At 70.2% G+C, this 20,634-nt stretch carries 6 protein-coding genes; 3 read left to right on the top strand and 3 right to left on the bottom strand.

From position 1 onward, the window contains the following. Positions 1-3: 3 nt before the first annotated feature. The 3 genes from ACFO6Q_RS06540 to ACFO6Q_RS06530 form a co-directional block, all read right to left on the bottom strand. Positions 4-2,262 carry a TonB-dependent hemoglobin/transferrin/lactoferrin family receptor gene (locus tag ACFO6Q_RS06540; RefSeq protein WP_380019789.1) on the bottom strand — a complete coding sequence of 753 codons (2,259 nt, stop codon included), beginning with the start codon at positions 2,260-2,262 and terminating at the stop codon, positions 4-6. 128 nt (positions 2,263-2,390) lie between these two features. Continuing rightward, the gene (hemP, locus tag ACFO6Q_RS06535) at positions 2,391-2,603 is read right to left on the bottom strand and encodes a hemin uptake protein HemP (protein ID WP_380019787.1); all 213 of its coding nucleotides are present in this window, start codon (positions 2,601-2,603) and stop codon (positions 2,391-2,393) included. 252 nt (positions 2,604-2,855) lie between these two features. Continuing rightward, entirely contained in the window at positions 2,856-9,041 is a 6,186-nt protein-coding gene (locus tag ACFO6Q_RS06530) for a DUF3616 domain-containing protein (protein WP_380019786.1), read from the bottom strand. Positions 9,042-9,346: 305 nt separating this feature from the next. On the opposite strand from ACFO6Q_RS06530, the gene ACFO6Q_RS06525 reads away from it, so the two are divergent. From ACFO6Q_RS06525 to ACFO6Q_RS06515, 3 genes are all read left to right on the top strand, one after another. Next, complete coding sequence (locus ACFO6Q_RS06525; protein ID WP_380019785.1) at positions 9,347-11,704, top strand: winged helix-turn-helix domain-containing protein; 2,358 nt, start codon at positions 9,347-9,349, stop codon at positions 11,702-11,704. Positions 11,705-12,063: 359 nt separating this feature from the next. Then, the gene (locus ACFO6Q_RS06520) at positions 12,064-17,769 is read left to right on the top strand and encodes an Ig-like domain-containing protein (protein WP_380019784.1); all 5,706 of its coding nucleotides are present in this window, start codon (positions 12,064-12,066) and stop codon (positions 17,767-17,769) included. A gap of 236 nt (positions 17,770-18,005) precedes the next feature. Then, positions 18,006-20,321, top strand: coding sequence for a winged helix-turn-helix domain-containing protein (locus ACFO6Q_RS06515; RefSeq protein WP_380019782.1), 2,316 nt, complete (start codon positions 18,006-18,008; stop codon positions 20,319-20,321). The last annotated feature ends 313 nt before the right edge of the window (positions 20,322-20,634 follow it).

The following is a 20,634-nucleotide window of genomic DNA, read 5'->3' as shown; positions in this document are numbered from 1 at the left end:
TCGTCAGAAGGTCGCGCGCAGGCCGACACGCACCGCGCGGCCGGGTTCGCTGTAGCGATCGATCGTCGTCGCGCTGAACGGAATCGCGTTGACCATGCTCCAGTTCCAGTAGCGGCGGTCGGTGAGGTTGGTCAGTGCGCCGAACAGCTCGATGCGCTCGTACGGTTTCCAGCGCGCATAGAAGTCGACGGTGGCGTAGCCGGGCGCGGCGAACGGTGCGGATTCGCCTTCGGCCGGCTTCGGCAGGCGGTCCTTGCGCCGGACGAAGCGGCCGAGCAGCTCGGCGCTCCAGTCGGCGCGCTCGTAGGCGAGGCCGACCACCGCGCTGAGCGGATCGACGCTGGCCAGCGGTTCGTTGGCGGTTTCGTCATCGGCGTGCGCGTAGGCGATGTTGCCCTTCAGCGAGAACCCGGCCAGCGCGTCGTCGAAGGCGCCGAAGTCCAGGCCGTAACGCGCCTCGACGCCGCGGATCTTCACGCGGCTGCGGTTGACCGACTGGAACAGCATCAGCCCGGTTTGCGGATCGATGCCGACGAAGGACTGCGATTCGATGAAATCGCGGTAGCGGTTCTCGTAGGCCGACACGCTGGCGTAGCCGTAGCGGCCGTTCGCGCGCAGGCCCACTTCCAGGCCGTTGCTGGTTTCCGGCTTCAGCTTCGGATTGGGCAGCGCGGTGTAGCCGAACTGCAGATTGGTGAAGCCGATGTTGACGTCGTTGTACGGCGGCGCGCGGAAGCCGTGCGCGTATTGCGCGAACGCCGACCAGGTGTCGTCGAAGCGCCAGATCGCGCCGAGCTTCGGCGACCAGCTGGTGTGGTCGACGTCGACCGGGCGGATGCCGGGATTGTCATCGGCAAACACTCCGTCGTGGCGCGGCTCGAGCTTGTAGTAGTCCACGCGCAGCGCCGGGATCAGGCTGAGCCGGCCGTCGGCCAGGCGCATCTCGTCCTGCGCGAACAGCGCGGCCGTGGTGGTGTCGCTGGTCGGGAAGTCGCGCACCGGGAACGTGTCCGGCGAGACGACGTTGGTGACCGCGCCGGTGGTCACGTCGCGCTGCCAGCCGTCGCGCTGTTCCTGCGTGCGCGTGCGCGAAAGATCCACGCCGTAGGTGATCGCATGCTCCACGCCGCCGGCGCTGAAGTCCTTGCGCGCGGTGGCTTCGGCGCCGAGCACGCGCTGCTCGAAGGTGAACCGGCGGTAGCGCTGCTTCGGATTGACCGGGCCGGCGTCGCCGAGCGTCCAGCGGTCCTCGTAGGTGTCCTGCGTGATCTCGCTGCGCTGCAGGTAGACCTTCCAGTCGAGCCGGTCGGCGAGCGCGGAGGCGAGCGGCAGCTCCTGGTCGAACGACAGGCGCAGGCGTTCGCGCTCGTCGCGGCCGTCGAGCGCGGTCGTCAGCGTGTTGGTCATCGCGCTGTAGCCCAGGCTGCTGAGCACGTCGGTGTCGACCTTGCCGCGCTCGCCGTCGAAGGTGAGCCGGTCGACGCGACCGGAATCGGCGTTGTGCACGTACTTGGCAAGCAGCGCGTCGCTGCGCGTGTCCTGCGGATTGGGCCGCGTGCGGCGCGCGCCGGAGCTATCGTCCTCGCCCATCGTGTTCTGCGCGTGGCCGTCGCGGTGCGTGGCCACCACCACCACGCCGTCGCTCGCGCTGCCGCCGGCCCAGGTGCCGCTGACCGCGGACTCGCGGCTGGCGCTGTCGTAGAGCAGCTTGGCCGAGCCGAACTGGCCGCCGTCCTTGCCGAGGTAGTCGGCCGGATCCTTGGTCGTGAACGCGACCACGCCGGCCAGCGCGTCCGAGCCGTACAGCGACGACGCGGCGCCGCGCACGATCTCCACGCGCTTGAGCGCGTCGACGTCGACGACGTCGCGGCCGGCGCTGGAGAAGCTGCCGATGGCGAACGCGTCGGGCGCGGCGATGCCGTCGACCTCGATGCGCACGCGATTGCCGGACAGGCCGCGGATCGCGAAGCCGCCGGTGCCGAAGCGGTTGCCGCCGCTGCTGCTGCCGGTGACCGACACGCCCGGCTCGTAGCGGACCAGGTCGGCGATGTTCTGCGCCTGGCGGCGATCGATCTCGAGCGCATCGATGACGCTGACCTCGCTGGCGACGTCCTTCTGCGCGCGCTCGGTCATCGTCGCGGTGACGACGATGCGTTCGAGTTCGTCGAGGATGCCCAGTTCGGGCTCGGGCGCGGCATTGTCGGCACGCGCGATGCCGGCGAGCGCGGCCAGCACGGCGCCGACGAGAGGTTTGCGGATCATGCGGTCCCTGTTGGACAGTCGTTCGGAACAACTGGCTGGCGAGAGACCGGGATGGCGACCGGCTCGGAGCTGGCGACGTTGGAGCGGTAACCGGCGCGACGGCCGGGGGCGCGGCGGTGCCGCGCGGTTTACTTGGTGAGGATCAGCTTGTCGTTGCGCGTCAGGCGCAGGCGGTATTCCTGCCCGGCGTGCTCGATGACCAGCTCGTTGCCGCCGCCGAGCAGCTTGCCGCTGGCGATGCGCTGCGGCGCGAGGCTGCTGCGCGGACGAGGGTCAGCGACCGGATTGGCGCGCGTGCCGGAGTCGGAAACGCCCGGCGCAGCATGATGTGGCTCGAACATGGCTCAGCTCCCGCATCGTGGTGTCGGGGTAAATGATAACGATTCTCATTTGAGTGTCAATCGCTTCATGCCGGGGCATATGGAATATCGTGGGAGCCTTGGGCAAACCCGCGGCAATCGGGGTCTGTGCAAACGCGAAAGCCCGCATTGCGCGGGCTTTCCTTATTTCGGCAGTCGCGGAAAGCCGGCGCCGCCTCGTTCCGCCACGTCCGGCGCCTGCTTCCTGCCGCAGGCGCCGGACGTTGCGACGGGTCAGTCTTCGGCGGCGGCCGGGATGACGCTCAGCGGCGCCGCCGACATCAGGCGGTAGGTGGCCGGACGCAGAACCAGCGGCAGGTGCAGTTGCGCGCTTCGGGACTGCAGCTGCGCCGTCCGCTGGATGCCGCTCTCCACATGCTCGCCGTTCGAGGACGATTGCGCGTCGGCGAAGGTCAGGGCGATCTCCTCGCCGACCCGCACCGGCAGCCATGCGCTGGCGTACTCGTTGCCGCCTTCGTCGGAAGCGACCAGTCGCGCCCAGCTTCGCGAGTCGGCATCGAACCGCTCGAGGCGGAATGCCTCGCGCGCCGCGGACCCGCTGCCGGCTTCTCCGGTCAGCACGGTACCAATGAGGTTTCCGTCCGCGGCCGGCCAGGTCATTGTGATCGTCTCAGCGGCCGTCGCCGACTGCGGCGGCGTCGCATTGACGCCATTGCCGTAGGCTTCGAAGCCGCTGCGGAAAAGCACCACATAGGCCGTTGCGCCGGCCGTGTTGTTGGACGGTTCGGTGTCGTGGGCGTCGTGCGCCTGCGCCTGGCTCTCCAGCGCGCCCTCGGCGTCCCAGCGCACCGGTGCGCTGATCAGATAGCTGACGCTGCCGCCGGCCGGAATGGTCAGGCCGCTGTCGCTGATGTCGCCTTGCCCGCTGGCCGTGCAGCCGCTGCTGGCCGGCCCGACGCACAGCCATTGCGCGAAATCCACATCCAGCGCGGCCGACAGGACGCTCGACACGCTCGACGAGGTGGCGGCATCGGGGCCCAGGTTGTTGACGACGACCAGATGGTCCAGGAGCTGGCCGCGCTGCACGTGCTGCTGGCGCGCCTGGATGTCGACGGCCAGGTTCGTCGCCGGATCGGGCGACTCGACGCCGGTGCCGGTCAGCGCGACCGAGGCGGTACCGCCGCTCGTGCTGCCGACGTTCAACGTCGCCTGCACCGGTCCGGCGGCGGTCGGCGCGAACATGACCACGACGTCGCAACGGCCGGCCGGCGGCAGGCGGTCGCCGCATGCACCGGCGTCGATCGTGAAGCCGTTGCCGGGAGCAACGAAGCTCAGGCCGGTCGCTTCGGTACCGCCGCCGTTGATCAGGGTCGCCGACAACGCCTGGCTGGTCGTGCCGACTTCGACTTCGCCGAAGCCGAGCGTGGCCGGATCGAAGGAGAGTGCCGCTTCGGCGAGGAAGGTCGCGGTGACATTTTTGTCGGCGCCCATGCTGATCGAGCATTCGGCGACACCGCTGCAGTCGCCGCCCCAGCCGCCGAAGACGAAACCGGCCGAGGGCGTGGCGGTCAGCGTCGCCGCCGTGTCCTGCGGGTAGCTCTGCTCGCAGTCGCCGGGACAGGCGATGCCGTCGCCGGTCACCGTGCCCTGGCCGCTGCCTTCGATGACGACCGCGAGCGAATGCTCCACAACACCCGGGCATTGCTCGAAAGGCACGCTGGCGCGCTTGCTGCTGCCCGGATTGCCGATCGCACCGCCGGCGGAAGCACGCGATTCCTCGACGTCGCCGACGGTGGACAGCGTCCACTGGTAGACGTCGTCGGCGCCCAGGCCCGCGGCGGACACCCAGCCGCTGGCGCCGCTGGTCACGATGCTGCCGGGGAAGTTGCCGCTGCCGTAGGCCAGGCGATCGACGAGCTGGTTACCGGCGTCGAAGATGTTGATCTGGTCATTGCCGCCGAGGTTGTTGGTGTAGCCGCCGAGAATCTTCACCTCGGCGCACAGGCCCCATTCGGCGCGGAACGCCTCGGCGTCGCTTTCCGTGAAGACCACCGACTGACCCGGCTGCACGATTCCGAAACCGCTCAGGCTGAAGACGCCCGGCGTGGCGCTGTCGTCGTCGTAGCTCCAGCCGGTCAGGTCGACCGCTTCGGCACCGACGTTGGTCAGCTCGACGAACTCGCCGCCCGGACCGCCGTACATCCATTCGGTGATGCGGATGCCGCTTTGGCCGCCGCCCGGAACCGCCGCCAGCGCGAACACCTGCGAATAGGATTTCTGGAACGGCTGCTGCAGGTCCTTGGTGGCACCGGTTCCGTAGAAGTTGCTGTCGCCGCTGTCGGTGATCAGGCGCACCAGCGCGCCTTCCGTCAACGGATGCGGCACCGTGCCGATCGCTTCCCAGGTTCCGCCGGTCAGCGCGTTCTCGGCAGGCAGTTCCTGGTTCAGCGCCGGCGCGTGATCGGGATTGCCGTCCCAGGTGTACAGCGCCCAGGTCCCGTTCTGCGGGGACGGCCCGGCCGAGATCAGATAGTCCCCTTCGGCGTTCGAAGCCATGGCGCGAATGCTGCGCCCGCCCAGGTCCATGAGGATCGGTGCGCCGAACTGCGCCGGGCCGGTACCGGGAGTACCGTTGATGATCGACTCGACGTTGAGCAGCGGAACGACCAGCGCGCGATGGACGCCGGCGACGTTGATCGTCGGCGCGCGGAAGCCGAGGTAGACCGCTTCACCGTCCGGGCTGAACTCGAGGCCTTCGATGTTGAACCCGTCCGGCGCGTTGGGCAGCACGCCCGGCGTGGTCGCCGCGATGAAGCCCAGCGCGTCGGCTCCGAGCCCGTGGCCGTTGTTCTGGTCCCACGAGCGCAGCTCCGACCACAGGTTGTTGTATCTGCCGCGGAAGGTCAGCTCGGTGTCCGCACCGGAGCCGCTGATCGTGGCGGCGACGAAGGTGCGGCGTTCCGGACGGGCCGAGCCGCTGCGGTTGTTGCCGTGCGAACCGGTCAGCAGCACCAGGTCGCCGAATCGCGCGATGCCTTCGAAGTCCACCTCCGAGCCGGTGCCCAGATCGCCCGAACTGAACGACCACGTCTTGACCGGCGGTCCGCTGCGGTCTTCCCGATGCAGGAAGATCGTATTGGTTTCGTCGTTGAGCAGGATCACGTAGCCGTCGCCGACGCCCAGTGCCGCAGAAGCGTCGCTGATCCAGTGGTGGTAGCGGCCGCTCGGATCGGGCGCCTGGTTCGACGAGGCGTACTGCATCGTCACCGACTGACCGTTGCCTTCCGGGTCGGTGACGATGAAGGTCACGTTGGAAACGCCGCGCCCCGTCGGACTGAACGAGACCGTGCGCTCCGCGCCGGTGCCCGCGACCACGACGCCCGAGGCCGGAATCACCGCCGCATTCGACGAAGACACCTCCACCGCCAGGGCGGCGAGGTCCGAATCCGGATCGCCCAGCGTCAGCGTCGTACCCGGATTGGTCGGATCGCCGACCGAACCGGTCACGATCGACTGCGCCACCACGATCGTCGGCGGCAGGCCGATCACCGTCTCGAACGGATCCACCGCCGTCGGCTCGTGCGAAGGATCGGCCGTCAGGGTCGGGCCGTTGCCCAGTTGTCCGTAGTTGTCGCGGCCCCAGCAGTAGAACTTGCCCGCCTGCGTCGCGGCGCAGGTGAGGTTGTTGTCCGCACTCAGTTCGGTGAACACGGTTCCGGCCGGAAGGTTCGCGGTCGACACGGGATGCGGGCTGTAGCGCGAGGTCCCGTCACCGGTGCCCAGGGCGCCCCAGTTGCCGAAGCCCCAGCAATACGCCGCGCCGGTATCGAGAATGCCGCAGGTATTGGTGCCGCCGCCTTCCAGTCGCACGAAATGCGTGCCGGCCGGAATCGTCGACGTCACGACCGGGTTCGGCCGCAGGATGTCCAGGCTTTGCGCACCGTTGCCGGTGGCGCCGTTGATGCCGGCACCCCAGCAATAGGCGACGTGCCCGGTCGACAGCGCGCAGCTGTGGCTGTCGCCCGTGGTGACCTGGTCGAATACCGTTCCGGCCGGCAGGGCCGAGACGTCGACCGCGGTGATCGGATAGCTTCCGCCGGAAACGCCGACGCCGATGACGCCGTTGCCGTTCTGTCCCCAGCAGTACAGGGCGCCGTTCGAGGCCACCGCGCAGGTGTGGTTGAACGCCGCGCTGATCGACGACAGCGTCACGCCTGCGGGCAGCAGGGCCATGTCGACCGGCGAAGGACTGGGCTGGTCGTCGACGATGCCGGCAGGCAGGCCGAGCGCACCGCCGCGGCCCCAGCAATAGCCGGTGCCGCTGTCGGCGACGCCGCAGACGTGCGTCCGGGCCGCCGACAACGAGACGAACCTCGCGCCGTTCAGCGGTGCCATGTCCACCGCGACCGGCACGTACTGGTTGCCGGTGACGCCGGCACCATTGCCGAGCTGGCCGTAGTTGTCCTCGCCCCAGCAATAGGCCGCGCCTTCGGGCGTCAGCGCACAGGCCGACGTGCCGCCTGCCGTGATCGACGCGAAGCGCGTACCGGCCGGCAACGCGCTCATGTCCACCGGGTACGGACTGACCATGTTCGCGGTGACCGTCGCGCCGTTGCCGAGCTGGCCGACCGAGTCCCGGCCCCAGCAATAGGCCGCGCCGGCCGGATCGAGGCCGCAGGCGAATTCCAGGCCGGCCGCGATGGTCGCCGGCTCGATGGTCGGCGTCACGCCGCCCGGATAGGCGATCGGCGTGTTCGGCACCCATTCATCGCCGAGGTCGGGGCCGTTGCCGAGCTGGCCGAAGGGATCGGTGCCCCAGCAGTAGCCGACGTCCGCCGTCGACTGGGCGCACATGTGCGTTCCCGAGGTCGCCACCGCGATGTGATCGAAGCGGGAGCCCGGCGGCAGCGCGGAAAGACTGACGGCGACCGGGCTGATGTTCGTCGAGGAGCCCGGAATGTTTCCCCAGCAGTACGTCGCGCCGCCGAGCGTGACCGCGCAGGTCAGTTCATCGCCGGCTTCGACGAACGACCAGGTCGTTCCGCCCGGCAACCCGGTCAGGTCGAGCGGCAGCGGCCGCGGATTGTAGTTGCCGCTGGCCATGCCGCCGTTGCCGAGCTGGCCCACGTTGTCGCGGCCCCAGCAGTAGACGACTCCCTGCGTGGTCAGGCCGCAGCTGTGGTTGTCGCCGGCGACCACCCAGTCCCACTGCGTTCCGGCAGGCAGGCCCGTCAGGTCGACCGCAACGGGCGAGTACACGTTGGTGTCGAACTGATCGCTGCCGATGCGTCCGTACGTCGTGTTGCCCCAGCAGTAGGCGTCGCCGCCGGTGGTCACGCCGCAGGTGTGGATCGAACCCGCCGACAGACGCTTCCACTTCGTTCCCGCGGGCATCGCCGACATGTCGATGGCGGTCGGCACCCAGACCGTCGCGCCGTTGCCGCCGATGCCCAGCTGGCCCGGTCCGCCCGAGCCCCAGCAATAGCCCGTGCCGTCGGCCGCGACGGCGCAGGTATGTCCTTCGCCGACGGCGACGTCGACGAAGGTCGCGCCCGGCGGCAATGCGGAGATGTCGACGGCGACCGGCGAAACCTGGTCGCCGGTCACGCCCGGACCCGCGCCGAGCGCACCGGAATTGCCGGCGCCCCAGCAGTAGAGCGCCCCTTCCGTGGTCAGTCCGCAGGTGTGCAGGTCGGCCGCATCCACCGCCGCCCATTCGATGCCGGCGGGCAGACCGGACACGTCGACCGGTGTCGGCGACTGCTGATTGCCGGTGAGTCCGGCGCCGTTGCCGAGCTGGCCGCGCGTCTCGATGCCCCAGCAGTAGGCGACGCCGTTGCGGATGCCGCAGGCATGATCGTCGCCGGCCGCCAGCGGTTTTTCGACCAGGGCCGCACCGACGGAGCCGCAGGGATCGTGCGCCACGCCGGCGCGCGCGCTCCTGCCCGGGCTGCCGATCGCGCCGCCGGACGACGCGAACGAACCCTCGGTATCGCCCACGCTCGACTTCGTCCATTCGAGCGCATTGTTCGCGCCCAGTCCCGCCGCGGACACCCAGCCGCTCGCGCCTTGCGTGCGGATGCTGCCGGGGATGTTCTGATCGCCGTACGTCAGGCGATCGACCAGCGCATGGGAGGCGTCGAAGATGTTGATCTGATCGTTGCGACCGAGATTGTTGGTGTAGCCGCCCAGCAGTTTCTGTCCGGCGCACAAGCCCCAGTCCGCGCGGAACGTTTCGGCGTCGCTTTCGGTGAAGACCACCGACTCGCCCGGCTGCACCACGCCCAGACCGCCCAGGTCGAAGACGCCCGGCGTGGCGCTGTCGTCGTCGTAGCTCCAGCCGGTGAGGTCCACCGGCTGGCCGCCGACATTGGTCAGCTCGACGTATTCGCCTCCGGCGCCGTCGTACATCCATTCGGTGATGCGTACCTGTGCTTGAACCGTGCTCGCGACAAGCACGCCAAGCAAGCCGGCAGCGAACCGGCGCGCCCGATCGATCGTCATGGTGACCCCTGCGAAGAGAAGAAGAACGGCCGCCGATGCGGCTCGGCTGCCGAAGTCCTCGTAGCGTGGGCGAGCGATGTAACAGCGCCGTGAAGACGGCGTGTCAGATACGTCTAGACGTCCAAACGCAAAATTTCCTTCGTCGTTCCTTCCGCTCGTCGGCGACGAAACCACCCTGCGCGTCGCGCGCATCGTCCGGTTTCGCGACGCGCGATCGCATCGCGGCACGCCGGCCTCGGGCGGCGCACTACAATGCTTCGATGGGCCCGTGCATCTATCGATTCTTCGACTGCAGCGTCGACGTGGCTGCGCGCGAGCTGCGCCGGTCCGGCGAGCGCGTCGCGCTGTCACCGACGGTGTTCGATTGCCTGGTCTATCTGATCGAGCATCGCGGACGCGCCGTCGGCCACGACGAACTCGTCGCCGCCGTGCTCGGCAAGGTCGACGTCGGCGACACCGTCCTGCGGCAGATGGTGCGCCGCTTGCGGCAGGCGGTCGGCGATGCCGGCAACCAGCAGCGCGTGCTGCGCACGGTGGCGGGTTTCGGTTATCAGTTCATCGCCGAACTGACCGTCGACGGCGGCGCCGAGCCGACGGCAGCCGCGTCACCGGTACTTGCCCCTCCGACACCGGCGGCGCCGGCGCGCCGGATCGGATGGATGGCCAGTGCGCTGGCGCTGCTGACCCTGCTGGCGGGTGCGGCCGCCGTCCTGCATTCCGGTCGCGAGCGGAGGTCCGATCCGCCGCTGCCGCCCGTGCCGGCCGCAGCGACGACGGACGCGGCCGTGCTTCCGGTCGAGACCGCCGCCGCCGAACAGTGGGCCTGGGTCCGGCTGGGCCTGATGGACCTGATCGCGTCACGCCTGCACGCCGGCGGCCTCACCGTGGTGCCGACGGAGAGCATCGTCGCGCTCCCGCGCGACAGGCCGGCCGCGGAGATGGCTTCGGCGGTGCGCAAGCTCTCCCCGACACGCTATCTGATCCTGCCTTCGGCCGAGCACAACGAGCGCGAGTGGATCGTTCGCCTGCGCCTGGACGCCGACGACGGCAATCATCGCGAAGTCGAGGCGCGCGACGCCGATGTGACGCGCGCCGGCCAGCTTGCCGTCGATCAGGTTCTGATCCTGCTCGGCCGTCCGCCGTCCGCGCGGGCGGGCGAGCAGGTGTCGCTCGACGAGCGGACGGCGCGGATCCGGGCGGCCATCCTCACGCAAAACCTCGACACCGCACGCAAGCTGATCGAAGACGCGCCCGTCGAACTGCAGCGGACGCCGGAGCTGCGCTATTCGGCGGCCGCCATCGAATACGGATCCGGACACCTCGACACGGCCTATCGGGCGCTGGAGTCGTTGGCGAAGGACGTCAGCGCCGAGTCCGATCCGGTACTGCGCGGCCGCCTGATGAATGCCATGGCTCTGATCTCCACCGACCTGGGCGAAGCTGCCCGCGCCGTCGACCATGCGGACGAGGCGATCGACCTGCTCGGCGGACAGCGCGAGCCCCTGCTGCTGGGTCGCGCGCACAACACGCGCGGCATCGCGTATTCGTCGATGGGACGCTACGACGAATCCAGCGCCGACTACGCGCAGGCACGCCTGGCGCTGACGATCGCAGGAGACGCGCGCGGGCTGGTCACCGTCGACCTCAACGAAGGCATTCTCGCGGTCCTGCGCAATCAGCCCGCCGCCGCCCTGCCCTTGCTGGAGAGCGCATCCCGGCGGGTCGAACTGCTGACGGATCTGACCGGCCTGGCGCTGGCGGCCAGCTACATGACCGAGGTGCACCTCCTGCTGCTCGACCCGGTGCAGGCGCTGGCGGCATACGATCACGCGACGCTGAAACTGGAAGGCCTGCACGACCCGGTGACGCGCAACAACCTCGACTACGCAGGTGCCGTCGCACTGCAGGCGAACGGCCGGCTCGCCGAAGCGCGCGGCAAGTTCGACGCGCTGGTGCGCAGCGCCGACGTCGCCAACGGCAACGCGCTGAAGCCGCTGGTGCGCTCTCATCAGGCGAAGTTCGAGCTCGGCCTGGGGCGATCGCAGTCGGCCCTGAACTTCGCCCGCGAAGCGATCGACGCGATCCAGTCCCCGTCCGACGGACGGGTGCGGGCGGATGCGTGGCTGACGGCGACACGGGCGCAGCGCGATCTGCACGGCGGCGCCGAGGCCGACGCCGAGGTGAAGCGATTCTCGGCCTGGGCGGACACGCAGAACAATCCGGTGGTCGCGCTGCACGCGCGGCTCGCCGAAGCGGAACGGGCCTGGAGCCGGAACCCTCGCGAAGCGATCCCGATCTACGACGCGGCCTTGCGCCAGGCGCTGCAGCTGGGCATGCCGGCCTACGTCGCGATGGTCGTGAACTCCTACGCCAACGGCTTGCTGGGCGAGGGCGACCTGAATGCGGCGAGCACGGTGATCGGCCAGATCGCCCGCTGGGGCGACCGCGATTTCGATTGCGCCCTGACCCTGGCCCGCTTCTACCTCGCGGCCGGCAAGCAGGACGCCTGGAAGAAGGCGCTGCAGCACGCCCGCGCCCTGGCCGGCGAGCGCCCGATTCCGATCGCCCTGGCGACGCCGCCGGACGACAACCCGCGGCTGGGATCGCGGCAGCCGTAGTCGCGCCGCCCTTCCGCTCGCTCCCGCGTCGGCGGCACGAACCTGCCTTTCCGGCGGAGCGGAACCGCCCGTTCACGGCGTCCCGCCGGCCCTGACACGCGTTCGATACGCGGTTGACACGCGTTCTGCCTGCCTGCGCAGCCGGAGCGGCGTATATCTGCCGATCTGAAGCGCGTCGCTCGGCGGACGCCGCTTCGCGCACATCGGCGGAAGTCTTCACAACAGGGGCGGGGATGTCAGGCAAGCCATTCACCAGGCCGTCCGGCAGGGCGGCGCCGATCGCCCGCGTTCTGCGCCGGCGGCGCCGATCCCGGCGCCGCCTGGACGAAGGCACCGGGCCCGCGCAGCCGATACGTCACATGAACCGCGTCATCGACTCGAGGAAATCGAACATGTCGTACACGTTAGTATTCCGATGGCTGCTGCCGATCGTGCTGTGCATCGCCGCGCTCGGAAAGGCTCCGTCGGCCACGGCGCAGAGCGCCTACGACGGCTTCAATCCGCCGCCGTTGAACAACGGCTTCCCGACCAGCGTCGCGGTGCAGGCGGACGGCAAGGTCCTCATCGCCGGCTACTTCCAGCTCGACAACGGCAGCATCGCCCGCCTGCTTGCGGACGGCTCGCACGATTCGACCTTCAGCGTGCACTCGTTCTCGACCACCAAGGTGCTGGACCTGGCGGTTCGCAGCGACGGCTCCGTGCTGGTCGCGGGCGATCTGACGCCGAGCAGCGTCGACGGCGTCGTCGCCCTGCTCAACGGCGACGGCTCGACCGTTTTCCATCGCCTGGGTCTGGCCAACGGTTCCGTGCGTACCATCGCCGGGCAGCCGGACGGCAAGATCCTGATCGCCGGCGCGTTCACCCGCGTCGACGGCCAGCCGCGGCCGCGCATCGCGCGGCTCAATCCCGACGGTTCGCTGGACGAAAGCTACGCCCCGTCGACGGGTGCGAACGCGCCGATCGCGCGCCTGCTGGTCCAGCCCGACGGCAAGGTGGTGGTGGCGGGCGAATTCACCGAGGTCGGCGGCCAGCCGCGCGTGCGGATCGCGCGCCTGAACTCCGACGGCTCGCTGGACGCCGGCTTCCAGCTGCAGACCGGCACCAATGATGCGATCGCCGCGCTCGCGTTGCAGGCCGACGGAAAGATCCTGATCGCCGGCGCGTTCACGGCCGCAGGTCACGGCGTGCGCCATCGCATCGCGCGTCTGAACACCGATGGCAGCCTCGACGACACATTCCGCCCCGCTCCCGGACCCAATGCCGCGGTGAACGACATCGCGCTGCAGCCCGACGGCAGCGTGCTGATCGCGGGCAACTTCCTCGCCGTCGACGGCCAGCCGCGTACGCGCGTCGCCCGCCTGCGTCCTGACGGCACCCTGGACGAGCGCTTTCCGCCGAACGCAGCGCACGGGCGCGAGGCACCGGCAACGACCGGCGCCAATTCGTCGATCCTCGGCCTGGCCCTGCAGCAGGACGGCAAGGTGGTGATGGTCGGCTCGTTCAACGAGGTCGACGGCAAACCGCGCTCCGGCATCGCGCGCCTGAACACGGACGGTTCGTTCGATGCCGACCTGGAGATCGGACCGCAGATGGCGATCCTGGCCTGGAACGGCGGCAGCGCGAGCGGCAGCCTCAGCGCGACCACGGTCCAGCCGGACGGGAAATACCTGGTCGGCGGGCGGTTCGACGAAAGTCACGGCGTGCCGCGCAAGGGCGTCGTCCGATTCAACGCGGACGGATCGCTCGATCTGGGCTTCGACCCCGGCGCCGGCCCCAGCTATCCCTGGACGGACGGCCAGGATGCCTTCGGCGTCGACGCCGTGGTGCTGCAGCCCGACGGCAAGGTGCTCGTGGGCGGCTCGTTCACCACGTTCGACGGCCTGCCGCAGCCAGGCTTCGTTCGGCTCGACGACGACGGCCGCGTCGATCCCGGTTTCGTCCTGCCGCCACTCCACCCCGAGACATCCCTCACCCTGATTCCAAGGGTCACCCAGATCGCCCTGCAGGCCGACGGCAACGTGTTGATCGCCGGTTCGATCCGGACGGAGGCCGACCGCGGCCATCGCAAGATCCTGCGCGTGCGGCCGGACGGCTCGCTCGATCCCGGCTTCGCGCCCTACGATTTTTCTTCGACGATCCCGTGGGCCAGCTACGTCAATGCGCTCGCGCTGCAGCGCGACGGCAGGATCCTGCTCGGCATCGAGGCGGGCGATTCGAACGGAATCCACCTGCGCGAACTGATCCGGCTGCAACCGGACGGCTCGCTCGACCCGAGCTTCGCTCTCGTCCTCGACCTCGACGTCAACACCGCCGGAATCGAGCAGATCCTGCCGCAGCCGGACGGCAAGATCCTCATCGTCGGCGGATTCGTCGAGATCCACGGACAGCGGCAGACGTCGATCGCCCGCCTCGATCCCGAAGACGGATCGCTCGACGCCGCGTTCGTTTCGGACGTGACCGTTCCCGGCGACCAGCCGCACATCTCTCATGCGGCACTGCAATCGGACGGCTCGATCCTGATCGGCGGAAGTCCGCAGTTCCTCATCGACGGCGCGACGACCGGAAAGGTGGCACGCCTCTTCAACGACGGCCTGCTGGACCGGCGCTTCGATTTCACTCCTCCTGCCGGTCCGTCCGCGGCCGGAGGCGCCGCGCTCCTTTCCCTCGATGCGTCCGGCAAGGCGCTGCTGGCGGGCAGCTTCCAGTGGCTGTATCCGGGAACGCAGTGCTGCGACAGCATCGCCCGCCTGCAGACCCGGGACGCGGCGCGGCATTCGCTGTCGCTCACCGGCGACCTGACGGGCGTGGAATGGCTGCGCAGCGGCGTCGGACCGGAGTTCGCGCGCGTCTCCTTCGAAGGTTCGGTGGACGGCGAACGCTGGGAAACGCTCGGAGAAGGTGCTCCGCTGCCCTGCGAAGGCGGCGATTGCGGACTCGGCTCCTTCGCGCCCGCGCTCGCAGCGGGGCACTCGTCCGCGGCGCCGGCCGGCGTCGCGAATCCGCCGACATTCGCGAGGAACCGCACGACCGGCGGCATGGATCGGGTGGCAATGTTCGACGGACGACCGGCCGCCGCGAGCACGGCCCGATCGGCCGGAACGGAGCGCGGCGGGCCGGGGATCGCCAAGGTCGTCATCCGCCAGGTCTACGGCGGCAGCACCACGTCGTCCCTCATCCGTCGCGACTTCATCGAACTGTTCAACGCCGGGGACGCGCCGCAGGACTTGAACGGATGGTCGGTCCAGTACGCCCTTGCCGGACTGGACAACTGGCAGGCGACGGTCTTGCCCGACGTCACGCTGCAGCCGGGCCAGTACTACCTGATCCAGGAAGGCGGAGCCGGAAGCGACGTCGGCGCGCTGCCGACACCCGATGCGATCGGCAACATCGACCTGGGCACGAACACGGGCAAGGTCGCCCTGGTCAGGAGCACCGCGCTGTTGACGGGCACCTGTCCGACCACGCCGGCCATCGCCAGCCTGGTCGGCTACGGCACCGGCGCGAACTGTTACGAAGGCGCCTCGACCGGCCAGCTCTCGAGCGCCCTGGCCGCCGTTCGCGGCGACGCCGGTTGCACCGACGGCTTCAACAACCAGACCGATTTCGCTCTGACGGCACCGACGCCGCGGAACGGCGCGAGCGCATTCCACGTCTGCAGCGCCGATGGAGTCCAGGCGGCAATCGCCGCCGTCGACGGCGCATCGCAGAGCGCGCCGGCGAACCTGCCGTTCGCCGTTCCGCTGAAGGTCCGGGTCACCGACGCGGGCGGCAATCCCGTTCCCGGCGCAGCGGTCGGCTTCGACGGCCCGGCGGCGGGAGCGAGCGCCGCGCTGTCTCCGGACATGGCGAGGACCAACGCACAGGGCGAAGCCGTCGTCATCGCCACGGCGAGCCCGGCCCTCGGCAGCTACGTCGTGACGGCGAGGGTTGCCGGAGTGGGCACCGTGGCGAGCTTCGCGCTGGCCAATGTCGCGGAGGGATCGCCTGCGTCCATCGTCGTCACCGGCGGAGCGTCGCAGGAGACGCCGGTGAACCAGCCGTTCGCCGCGCCGCTGGCCGTCAGGGTCGTCGACGCCTTCGGAACCCCGGTGGCCAACGCGTCGATTCGCTTCGGTGCGCCGCAGACCGGCGCGCGCGCGCTGCTGGCGTCGACGGATGTCCTGACCGACGGCAATGGCGAGGCGAGCGTCGCGGCGAGGGCCAACCGGATGGTCGGCAACCACGTCGCCACGGCGACGGTGGCGGGGCTCGCCGCGGTCGACTTCCCGTTGACCAATACGCCCGGCCCCGACGGGAGGATCGTGATCAGCCAGGTGTTCATCTCCGGCGCGGCCTACGACAGCCGGTTCATCGAGCTGTTCAACGCCGGCGACGCTCCGCAGGACCTGACGGGATGGTCGGTCCAGTACGCGCGCGCCGACCAGCAGGCCTGGGCGGCGACGGCCCTGACGGGATTCACCCTGCAGCCCGGGCAGTACTATCTGATCCAGCAGAGAAGCAACGGATCCGGCGGCGCGCCGCTGCCGACGCCCGATGCCGTCGGCACCCTCAACATGCTCGACGCCGCCGGAAAGGTGGCGCTGGTCAGGAACACGGCCGCCCTGACCGGCTTCTGTCCCAGCGACGATGCCAACGTCGTCGACTTCGTCGGCTACGGCACGTTCACCCCGTGCGCCGAATACCGCCCCATCGCCGTGAGCACGCTGGCCAACCAGGCCGCGCTGCGTGCCGGTTCCGGCTGCACGGATACCGGCGACAACGGCGCCGATTTCCTGCTCGGCACGCCCTCGCCCCGCACGACGTCGACGCCGGCCAACCCGTGCAGCACGGGAAGCCTGGAAATATCCGGCGGCACTCCGCAGGAGACGACGGTCTACCGGCCGTTCCCCGCGGCACTGGCCGTGCGCGTGATCGACGCGCTCGGCAATCCGGTATCCGGCCGGACGATCCAATTCAACGTACCGGGCAGCGGCGCCAGTGCCGTCCTGTCCGCCTCGAGCGCGGTGACCGACGCGAACGGCATCGGCAGCACGATCGCAACGGCAAACCACGTTGCGGGAAGCTACCTCGTCACGGCGAGCGCATCGGGCATCGACGGCTCGGTCGGCTTCGAACTGTCCAATACGCCAGCCGCCTTGATCGCAGCGAGCGGCACGCCCCAGCGGACCGTCGTCGATCAGGCGTTCCAAGCCCCGCTGGTCGTGCGCCTGACGGGCAGCGACGGTGCGCCGATCCCGAACATCCAGGTGAGCTTCACCGCTCCCGGCAGCGGGGCCAGCGCGCTCCTGTCGTCGGCCACGGCGACGACGGATTCGAACGGAACGGCGAACGTGACGGCGATCGCCAACGACGTCGCCGGAGAGTACGGCATCACGGCCAACGTGATCGGCGCCTCCGCCACGGCCGTGTTCGCCCTCGCCCAGACCGGATTGCCGACCGGATCCTGGCGCGGCTGGGCCATCGCCGACGTGAATCTGCCGCGCAACCGCAACGTGTGGATCCGCGCGCGCGGCTTCACCGCCGACGGCTCGATCCACGAATCGGTGAAGGTCTTCCATCCGGCCGGCGGCTACACGGCGACGCCGGTCGCAGGCGCCCACGGCCGCATCGAACCGGCAATTGCGCAGGGCGGCGAAGCCGGGACGGTGCTCGGGTTCACGATCGTTCCGGACGCCGGTCACGGGATTTCCGAGGTGACCGGATGCGGCGGCTCCCTCAACGGATCGGTCTACCTGACGGCACCGCTGACGATGGACTGCGAAGTGACCGCACGCTTCGGCGCAGACGTGATCACGCACACGGTGAACGCGAGCGCAGGCGCGGGCGGCGCCATCAGCCCGTCGGGTGCCCTGACGGTCACTGAAGGCCAGACGATGAGCTTCGTGTTGCTGCCCGATGCCGGGCAGCGGACCGCGGCCGTGGACGGAACCTGCGGCGGCGCTCTCGTCGAGGACGTCTTCACCACCGCACCCGTCGCGATGGACTGCACGGTGCAAGCGCGCTTCGAACCTGCCGCCGAACCGGATCGCCTGTTCGTCGACGGCTTCGACGGCGCGTCGCCGTAGAGCATACATCCGCCCGCCGCAACTGCTGAGGAACGCCGCCCTCGATCGGGCGGCGTTCCCTGCACCGGCAAACGCGTTCGCGCAACGGCGTCCAGCGCTGCCCGAGCCCGGCTCTGCCGGCTGCCGATCGCCCGAACCGCGCGATACGCTCGCGCGGGCTTCGCAGGCGCGCGCGACGCGGCCGCCCGGCTAGCGCATCGGACCATCGAGAAAGGTGCCCACGCGCGTGCATCGCCGTGCACTATCCTCGCGCCGTGCAGCCGCCGATCTACCGTTTCCGCAACCTTCGCCTGGAGCCCGCCAAACGCGAGCTGTGGCGCGACGGCGTGCGCGTGCCGCTGCCGACGAAATCGTTCGACTGCCTGACCTACCTGATCGAGCATCGCGATCGCGCAGTCGGGCGCGACGAGCTGATCGCCGCCGTGTGGGGGCGCACCGAAGTCAGCGACAAGGTGCTCGGCCAGACGCTGCTGCGCGCGCGCCGCGCGATCGGCGACGCCAGCGCCGGGCATACCGCGATCCGCACCCTGCCGCGCTTCGGCTACCACTGGGAGGAAGCCGTCGAAGTCGACACGCCGGCCGTCACGCCGGCGACAGCGGCCGCCGTCGCGCCGCCAGCGATGCGCCGCGGGATGCCGAAGAAATGGCTCGCCATCGCCGCGGCCGTTCTGGTCGTCCTCGCCGGCGCCGCCGTTCTGCTCGCCGGTCGTACGCCGGCGCCGGCGCCCGCGCCGGTACAGGCGACGGCCGACCGGCACGTCGTGCTGGTGCTGCCGGTCGCCGGACCGCACACGCCGGACGACACCTGGATCCGCCTCGGCGCGATGGACTACCTCGCCGCGCAGCTGCGCGGCGTGCGCGGACTGCAGGTGCTGCCCAGCGAGCAGGCCGTCGCCCTGTACGGCCGCGACGCCGCGGCGGACCCGCTCGGCGAGAACGATCTCTACCGCCTGGAGCAGGTCACCGGCGCGGCCTACATCCTCGCGCCGCGCGCCACGCGCACCGGCGGCACCTGGAACGTCACGCTCGACGTCTACCACGACCGCGGCACGCGCGCGCTCGAGGCGCAGGCGCCGGCCTCGCTCGACGCGATCGCGCAGGTCGCCGACCGCTTCGCCGCCAGCGTCGGCCTCGAGATGCCGGCGCGGCGCGGCCTGCCCGCCACGCCGTCGGAATACCTGCAGCGCATCGACGCCGCCGTGCTGGCCGGCGACATGCCGCTGGCCCGCAGCCTGGCCGACGCCGCACCCGCCGAACTCAAGAGCGAACCCGCCTACCTCGTGCGCGCCGGCCGCATCGCGTATCGCAGCGGCGACGTCGACAGGGCCGAGCGGATCCTGCGTCCGCTGGCGAGCGCGGACGCAGCGCCGGCGCAGGACATCCGCGCGCAGGCAATGCTCGTGCTCGGCTCCACCTCGGTCTACCGGCAGGACTACGACGCCGCGGAGCGCTACTACACCGGGACCATCGCCCTGCTCGACAAGGCCGGCGCGCCGGCCGCGCTCGGCCGGGCCTACCTGGAGCGCGGCATCGTCTACGGCGTCACGCGCCGCGTCGACGCCGCCATGGCCGACTTCGGCCGCGCCCGCGTCGAACTCGAGCGCGCCGGCGACCGGCTCGGCACGGCCAACCTGGACGTCGCCATCGGCCTGGTCGAAGTCTTCCGCAGCCGGCTGGTCGAAGCGGTGGCCGCCTACGACCGCGCCATCGCCACCTTCACCCGCTTCGACGTCAACGACAACCTCGTCATCGCGCTCACCGGCAAGTCGTCCGCGCAGCGCAAGCTGCTCGACCTGGAAGGTGCGCTCGCCACCACCGACCGCCAGATGGCGATCGCCGAGCATCTGCAGAATCCGATGCTCATGCGCCACGTCCTCACCGAACGCGTGCCGGCGCTGATCGACGCCGGCCGCTTCGGCGCGGCCGACGCGCTGATCGACCGCTACCTGCCCGCGACGGCCTCCGCCGCCGACGATCCGGTGTTCGCCGTGCTGCGCGCGCGCCTGCGCACCGTGCAGGGCCGTCCGCAGGACGCGCTGCGCGACGCCGATGCGGTGCTCGATTCGATCGAGCGCGAACCCACGCCGGGCGGCCAGACCTATCTCTCCGCCGCGATCGACACCTACGTCGACGCCGCGCTGCGCGCCGGCCGTCCCGACGAAGCGACGCGGTTCCTCGAACGCCTGCGCGCGTCGCGGGACCTGCCGCAGGACGACGACCGCCCGTTCGTGCTCGAGTTCGGCACCGCCCGCGTGCAGGCCGCGCGCGGCGATCCCGCCGCCGCCGCGGGCTTCCGCGGAGCGCTCGCCCTCGCCAACGGCATGGCGCCGCAGAAGGTGGTCGCCGTCGCCGTGGCGCACGCCGGGTACCTGCTCGCCCGCGACGACCTGCACGATGCGCCCACCCTGCTCGGCCATCTGGTGCCCTACGTCGGCCGCGACTACGAAGCGACACAAACCGCAGCCCGGCTCTACACCGCGCTCGGCGATCGCGACCTGGCCGAACGGGCCGCCGCCGGCCTGCGCCGGCTGGCCGGCGAACGCACGCCCTAGGCCCGCTGCCCGCCCGTGGCGGGCATTTCATGAATTTGTTGAAACCGGTTGGAAGAAAACCGATGCGCGTGTGACCGTTCCGCGCCCCTCGCCGATCGTCCGCGCCACATGATCCGGCGATCACGCAACGTCGCGTGACGCCTGCCGTCCGGCGTCGGTCGCGCTCGCAGCGAGCGCGGTCGGACGGCAGCCTTTCTTCCCTTGGGGGGTAGTCATGAATCGAAGTCAAAACCTCACACGGCATCCGACGGGCGGGCCGGGACCGTTGCCTTGCATCGCTGCTGCCGCGGCTGTCGTCCGCGACGGCATCGGC

The sequence above is a fragment of the Dokdonella ginsengisoli genome (genome assembly GCF_042652785.1).
Lineage (GTDB): Bacteria > Pseudomonadota > Gammaproteobacteria > Xanthomonadales > Rhodanobacteraceae > Dokdonella_A > Dokdonella_A ginsengisoli.
This window is presented reverse-complemented; position numbering and strand designations above follow the sequence as displayed.

Coding starts and splice junctions, on each gene's coding strand:
- ACFO6Q_RS06540 (WP_380019789.1), bottom strand. CDS start 2,262: ATGATCCGCAAACCTCTCGTCGGCGCCGTGCTGGCCGCGCTCGCCGGC.
- hemP (WP_380019787.1), bottom strand. CDS start 2,603: ATGTTCGAGCCACATCATGCTGCGCCGGGCGTTTCCGACTCCGGCACG.
- ACFO6Q_RS06525 (WP_380019785.1), top strand. CDS start 9,347: ATGGGCCCGTGCATCTATCGATTCTTCGACTGCAGCGTCGACGTGGCT.
- ACFO6Q_RS06520 (WP_380019784.1), top strand. CDS start 12,064: ATGAACCGCGTCATCGACTCGAGGAAATCGAACATGTCGTACACGTTA.